A 6,184-nucleotide genomic window follows, 5' to 3' on the forward strand; every position below is an offset into this window, starting at 1 on the left:
CCGGTTGTGGGGGTGCAACCTTCTGGAGTAGTGGAGGGCCCAGGCCGGGCACCCAAGCGTCTGGCACCCAAGCGACTGGCACCCAAGCGTCTTGGGGGAAGGAAAACAAGGCATGACCATCGAGCTGCACACCTGGAACACGCCGAACGGCCGCAAGATTTCGGTCGCACTGGAGGAAATGGGGCTGCCTTACAAGGTGGTCCCGGTGAACATCACCAAGGGCGAGCAGATGGCGCCAGGGTTCCTCAAGCTCTCGCCGAACAACAAGATCCCCGCGATCGTCGACCCCGAGGGGCCCGACGGCAAGCCCGTCAGCATCTTCGAATCCGGCGCGATCCTGCTTTACCTCGGCGAAAAGACCGGCAAATTCCTGCCGAAATCGCTGGCGGGCCGCATTCCCGTCTACGAATGGCTGATGTGGCAGATGGGCGGCTTCGGGCCGATGCCCGGCCAGGTGCATCATTTCATCGCGCTGGAGAACGAGCAGGACCGCGCCTACGGCCTGAAGCGCTTCATGGCCGAGACCCGCCGGCTCTACGGCGTGCTCGACCGCCGGCTGGCGGACCACGACTTCGTCGCCGGCGACCTCTCGGTGGCCGATTTTGCCATCCTGGGCTGGGCTTGGCGCCACCCTCGCCACAAGGTTGAGCTGGCCGACTTCCCCAACGTCAAGCGCTGGTACGAAGCCCTGATGGCGCGGCCCGCGGTGAAGCGCGGCATGGAGGCGAAGCTGGATTAGTCTCTTAGGTTCGCATCGCGTGCCCCGGACGCAGTGCAGCGCGCAAGCAGTGCACTGCAGAGCCGGGGCCCATGCCTCTCCGATCTCGTTCCTGGTTTTCTGGGTCCCGGCTCTGCGCAGCAGCGCGTCCGGGACACGGACGGGGTGTGCTTGGCGGCGTCCGCTACACCTTCTTCGCTTCCACCGCCATCCGCACCGCGAGCCCGGCCAGCACCGTCCCCATCAGCCAGCGCTGCACCAGCATCCAGCTCGGCCGGCTCGCCAGGAACAGCGCGATCGATCCGGCCGCGAGCGCGATCATGGCGTTGACGCTGACGCTGATCGCGATCTGGATTGCGCCGAGCACCACCGACTGCGTCAGCACGCTGCCGGCGGCGGGATCGATGAACTGCGGCAGCAGCGCCAGATACAGCATCGCGATCTTCGGGTTGAGCAGGTTGGTGACGAACCCCATCGCGAACAATTTGCGCGGGCTGTCGATCGCGAGCGTCTTTACCTGGAACGGCGAACGCCCGCCCGGCTTCACCGCCTGCCAGGCGAGCCACAACAGATAAGCCGCGCCGGCCAGGCGCAACGCGTCATAGGCAAAGGGAATGGCCAGCAGCAGCGCGGTGATGCCGAACGCCGCGCACAGCATGTAGAACACGAATCCCAGCGCCACGCCGCCGAGCGAGACGATGCCCGCCACCGGGCCCTGCGTGATCGAGCGCGAGATCAGATAGATCATGTTCGGCCCGGGCGTGAGCACGAGGCCGAGGCAGACGAGGGCGAAGCCGAGCAGGGCGGAGGTGTGGGGCATGGACGAACCGAGTGCGGGAGACGCGATGATTTAATATGCGAGCTGCTGGAGGGCTATCGCGCAATTGTACCGAGGACAATTCGATTCGCCGCCCCGCGCCCGGTGCGCTCCCTCGCCCCATTCTTACGGGGAGAGGTGAAGAGGCAGCTCAATGCGCCTCGTCCCAGTTGTTCGCCGCGCGCGCGTCGACGTGCAGCGGCACCGAGAGCAGCACGGCCGGGAACGGCGCGTCCTGCATCACATGCTGCACGACCGGGAGCGTCGCCTCGACCTCCGCGTCGGGCACCTCGAAGATCAATTCGTCATGCACCTGCAGCAGCATCTGCGCCGAGAGCTGCTTCTCCGCCAGCGCGTCCTCCACCCGCGTCATGGCGCGGCGGATGATGTCGGCCGCGGTGCCTTGCAGCCGCGCGTTGATCGCGGCGCGCTCGTTGAAGGCGCGCACCGAAGCGTTCGAAGCCTTGATGTCGGGATAGTACATTTTCCGGCCGAACAGCGTGGTGACGTAGCCGTGGTTCCGGCAGAAATCGCGGGTCTCGTCCATGTAGGCGCGAATGCCCGGGAAGCGCTCGAAATATTTCTTGATGTAGGCGGATGCCTCCTCGCGCGCGATACCAAGCTGGTTGGCAAGCCCGAACGCCGAGATGCCGTAGATGATGCCGAAATTGATCGCCTTGGCACGGCGGCGGATTTCGCTCGGCATGCCCTTGATCGGCACGCCGAACATTTCGGACGCTGTCATGGCGTGAATGTCGAGCTCGTCCTTGAACGCCTGCTTCAGAACCGGGATATCGGCGATCTCGGCGAGCAGCCGCAGCTCGATCTGCGAATAGTCGGCGGAGACGAGCTTGTGCCCGGGCGTTGCGATGAAGGCGCGGCGGATCTTGCGGCCGTCCTCGGTGCGTACCGGGATGTTCTGCAGATTCGGCTCGTTCGACGAGAGCCGCCCCGTTGTGGTCGCGGCCAGCGCGTAGGTGGTGTGGACGCGATGGGTCTGCGGATTGACATAGGTCGGCAGCGCGTCGGTGTAGGTCGATTTCAGCTTCGAGACCTGGCGCCACTCCAGGATCTTCTTCGGGAGGTCGTGGCCCTGCTCGGCGAGCTCGTCGAGCACCTGCGCGGTGGTCGACCACGCGCCGGTCTTGGTCTTGGTGCCGCCCGGCAGTCCCATCTTGCCGAACAGGATGTCGCCGATCTGCTTCGGGCTGCCGACATTGACCGGCTCGCCCGCAATCTGCTGGATCTCGGCCTCGACGCGCGCGGCGGTCTGGGCGAAGTCGCCGGACAGGCGCGATAACACCTGGCGGTCGATCGAGATGCCGCGCCGCTCCATGCGCGCGAGCACCGACACCAGCGGCCGCTCCAGTGTCTCGTAAACGGTGGTCATGTGCTCGGCGACGAGCCGCGGCTTCAGCACGCGCCAGATGCGCAAGGTCACGTCGGCGCCTTCCGCCGACAGCGGCGTCGCCTTGTCGATCGGCACCTGGTCGAAGGTGATCTTGCCCTTGCCGCTGCCGAGCAGCTCGCTCTCCTTCAGCATGGCGTGGCCAAACCAGCGCTCGCACAGCTGCTCCAGCGCATGCGAGCCGCGGCCGGCATCGAGCACGTAGGAAATCAGTTGCGCATCGTCGCTGTTGCGCAGGGTGATGCCGTGCTGCGCCAGCATCACGGCGGTGAATTTGACGTCGAAGCCGATCTTGAGAATGCCTGGTGATTCCAGCACCGGCCGCAGCGCCTCGATCGCCTCGGCATGCTTGACCTGATCGGCCGCAAGGCCGGCGTCGAACAGGCCGGCGCCGCCGCCGGACTGCTTGTGCGCCAGCGGCACGTAACAGGCCTCGTTCGGCGCCACCGCCAGCGCGATGCCGCAGAGATCGGCCTGCATCGGATCGATCGAGTTCGCCCTGATCTCGATCGCAACCTGACCCGCATCGTGGATGCGGGCGATGAATGCGTCGAGCTCCTTCAGCGTCTTGATCGCCTGATACTTGCTCCGATCAACCGAAAGCTTGCGCAGCGCTTCCTCGCGCGCGGCGGCAAGCGAGATCGGCGCGCCCTTGAGGCTCGCGGCCTTGTCCTCCTTGCCCGCCGATGCGTTGCGCCCACCCGGCGCAGCTTGCGCCGCTGTGCCGGTGCCCGGCGCGGGTACGACGTCCGAGGGCGGCAGCGGCGAGAACACGCTGGCACCTCTTGCATAGCCGGGATCGGCATCGACGTTGGCCGGATCGATCTGCGAATGGTCCGCGACGCGCCGCGTCAGCGTCGTGAACTCCATCGCCTTCAGGAAGGCGATCAGCTTGCGCGCGTCGGGCTCGTGGACGGCGAGATCGTCCAGCGGGACCTCGAGGTCGACCTTGTCGTCGAGCAGGACGAGCTGCCGCGAGATGCGCGCCTTCTCCGCGTTCTCGAGCAGCGCCTCGCGCCGCTTCGGCTGCTTGATTTCGCCGGCGCGGAACAACAATTGGTCGAGATCGCCATATTCGATGATCAGCTGCGCCGCGGTCTTCACGCCGATGCCGGGCACACCAGGCACGTTGTCGGTGGAATCTCCGGCCAAAGCCTGCACCTCGACGACCTTGTTCGGCGGCACGCCGAACTTCTCGATCACCTCCGGGATGCCGATGCGGCGGTCCTTCATGGTGTCGTACATGGTGACGCAGTCGGTGACGAGCTGCATCAGGTCCTTGTCGGAGGATACGATGGTCGCGGTCGCGCCGCGCTCGCAGGCCTGCCGCACGTAGGTTGCGATCAGATCGTCGGCCTCGAAGCCCACTTGTTCCAGGCAGGGCAGGTCGAAGGCGCGCACCGCCTCGCGGATCAGCGCGAATTGCGGGATCAGATCGTCCGGCGCCGGCGGGCGGTGCGCCTTGTACTCGGGATAGATCTTGTTGCGGAAGGTGATCTCCGACTTGTCGAAGATGATCGCAAGGTGCGTCGGCCGGTTGTCCTCGGGCATCTCGCGGAGCAGCTTCCACAGCATGTTGCAGAAGCCGAGCACGGCGTTGACCTGAAGACCGTCGGACTTGCGGTTCAGCGGCGGCAGCGCGTGATAGGCGCGGAAGATGTAGGAGGAACCGTCGACCAGGAAGACATGGTCGCCCTTGCCGGCTGCCTTCGCCGCGACTGGTTTGGCAGCAGGCTTGTCAGCAGCGGATTTGGTGTCGGCTGCGGCGGTGGTCTTCGGGGATGTCTTGGGCGCGGTTTTGGGCATGGCCGCAATGTATGAATTTTTGCGGGTTTTGACAGCCTAGGCAGGCGGATTTTTGGGGTGGTGGCGCAGCTATCCCCCGCTGTGATTCCCCACTATTCCGCCGCCTGCAACACCGGCCCCGCCTTCTTCGGCGCGATCCAAAATGCATCGGGCCGCTCGAACAGGAAATTGCCGCCGAGCCGCAGCGCCAGCTGCCAGATCGCGAGCGCTCCGATCACGCCGAAAATGGTGACGATCAGCGATATTGTGCCGATGTCGGGAATGATGCCCGTGCGCAGCAGCAGTGTCCGTGTGGTCGCCATCGGCAGGAAAAAGGCGAGATAGATCACGATCGAATGCTCGCCGCAGAAACGGAAAAAGTTCAACCACTGCGCGCGCGCGAGCAGCGTGGCCATGGTGATGATGGCGCACGCGCCGGCGAAGCCGAGCGCGAGCGAGACGATCTTCCATTCGCTGGCGCCAATCACGACCAGGCCGGCATTCACGAGCGCCCAGGCCGCGAGCGCCACGACTGCCAGCGCGGGATGGCTGCGTGCGCGATCCGACAGCCCGAACACGTAAGGTGCGAACAGATAGCCTGAATAGAAGTAGACGAAGCGCGCGCAGAATTCGTCGATCACGGTCCAGCCGGTCGCGATGCTCGCGGTCTCCAGCGCGGCCGCGACGAGCCAGATCGCCAGCGGCGGGATCTTGCGTGTCAGTTTCGTGACGACGAAGAAGACCGGCAGCAGGTAGATGAACCACAGCGTGCCGAACGGCTCGATGAAGGATTCCAGATACAGCAGGCCAACGTCGCGCCAGCCCGTCTCCGCCGCGAAGGCGGGCGCCTTGAAGCCGAACTGGATTGTCACCCAGACGACATAGAAATAGGCGAAATGCACCACCTTGCGGTCGAGATAGGTTCGCCAGTCCCGGTCGATCACCAGCGGCAGGAACAGCCCCGAAATCAGGAAGAAGTCCGGCATCCGGAACGGCTTTGCGAAGGCCACCAGCACGTGCATGAAGCCGGTCTGGCCGGCGGCGAGCTCGACCCCCAGCACCGAATGCATCATCACGACCATGACGATGCAGATGCCCTTGGCGTAGTCGACCCAGTCGACGCGCGCGGCAGCCGAGGCATTGGAGCCCCCGCTCGCGGCAATTGTGCCTGATGGTGCCATGGTGTCCCGTTTCGAGGCGTGTTCCGCCCGGCTCTGGCTGGCGTTGGAGCCATCCTGGAGCAGTGTGGAGCCCAGTGGTTTCCGACTTCTTTACCGGTTCAATTCGCGTGCCGGTTTTTGGCGCGCGGACTGTTCCCTCGCCTCGGGAAAGTGCTAAACCGCCCCGCATTGGGGTTTCGTTAACCAAGCTGAACAGGGTTTCTCATGCGAATCGCGATGATCGGAACGGGCTATGTGGGACTGGTGTCCGGAGCCTGCTTTGCGGATTTCGGTCA

4 protein-coding genes are annotated in these 6,184 nt (G+C 65.0%); 1 reads left to right on the forward strand and 3 read right to left on the reverse strand.

What is annotated here, in order from left to right; all coding sequences use genetic code 11:
* Positions 1 to 112 precede the first annotated feature (112 nt).
* Complete coding sequence (locus QSV46_RS20155) at positions 113 to 739, forward strand: glutathione S-transferase family protein (protein WP_314955197.1); 627 nt, start codon at positions 113 to 115, stop codon at positions 737 to 739.
* 163 nt (positions 740 to 902) lie between these two features.
* Here QSV46_RS20155 and QSV46_RS20160 read toward each other — a convergent pair whose 3' ends face one another.
* From QSV46_RS20160 to QSV46_RS20170, 3 genes are all read right to left on the reverse strand, one after another.
* The gene (locus tag QSV46_RS20160; RefSeq protein ID WP_314955199.1) at positions 903 to 1,538 is read right to left on the reverse strand and encodes a LysE family translocator; all 636 of its coding nucleotides are present in this window, start codon (positions 1,536 to 1,538) and stop codon (positions 903 to 905) included.
* A gap of 148 nt (positions 1,539 to 1,686) precedes the next feature.
* A complete protein-coding gene (polA, locus tag QSV46_RS20165) occupies positions 1,687 to 4,749 on the reverse strand; it encodes a DNA polymerase I (RefSeq protein WP_314955201.1) in 3,063 nt (1,020 codons plus the stop codon).
* 92 nt (positions 4,750 to 4,841) lie between these two features.
* Positions 4,842 to 5,909, reverse strand: a complete 1,068-nt coding sequence (locus QSV46_RS20170; RefSeq protein ID WP_314955205.1) for an acyltransferase family protein — start codon at positions 5,907 to 5,909, stop codon at positions 4,842 to 4,844.
* Positions 5,910 to 6,184 lie beyond the last annotated feature (275 nt).

The sequence above is a fragment of the Bradyrhizobium cosmicum genome, from assembly GCF_032290525.1.
GTDB classification, from domain to species: Bacteria; Pseudomonadota; Alphaproteobacteria; order Rhizobiales; family Xanthobacteraceae; genus Bradyrhizobium; species Bradyrhizobium cosmicum_A.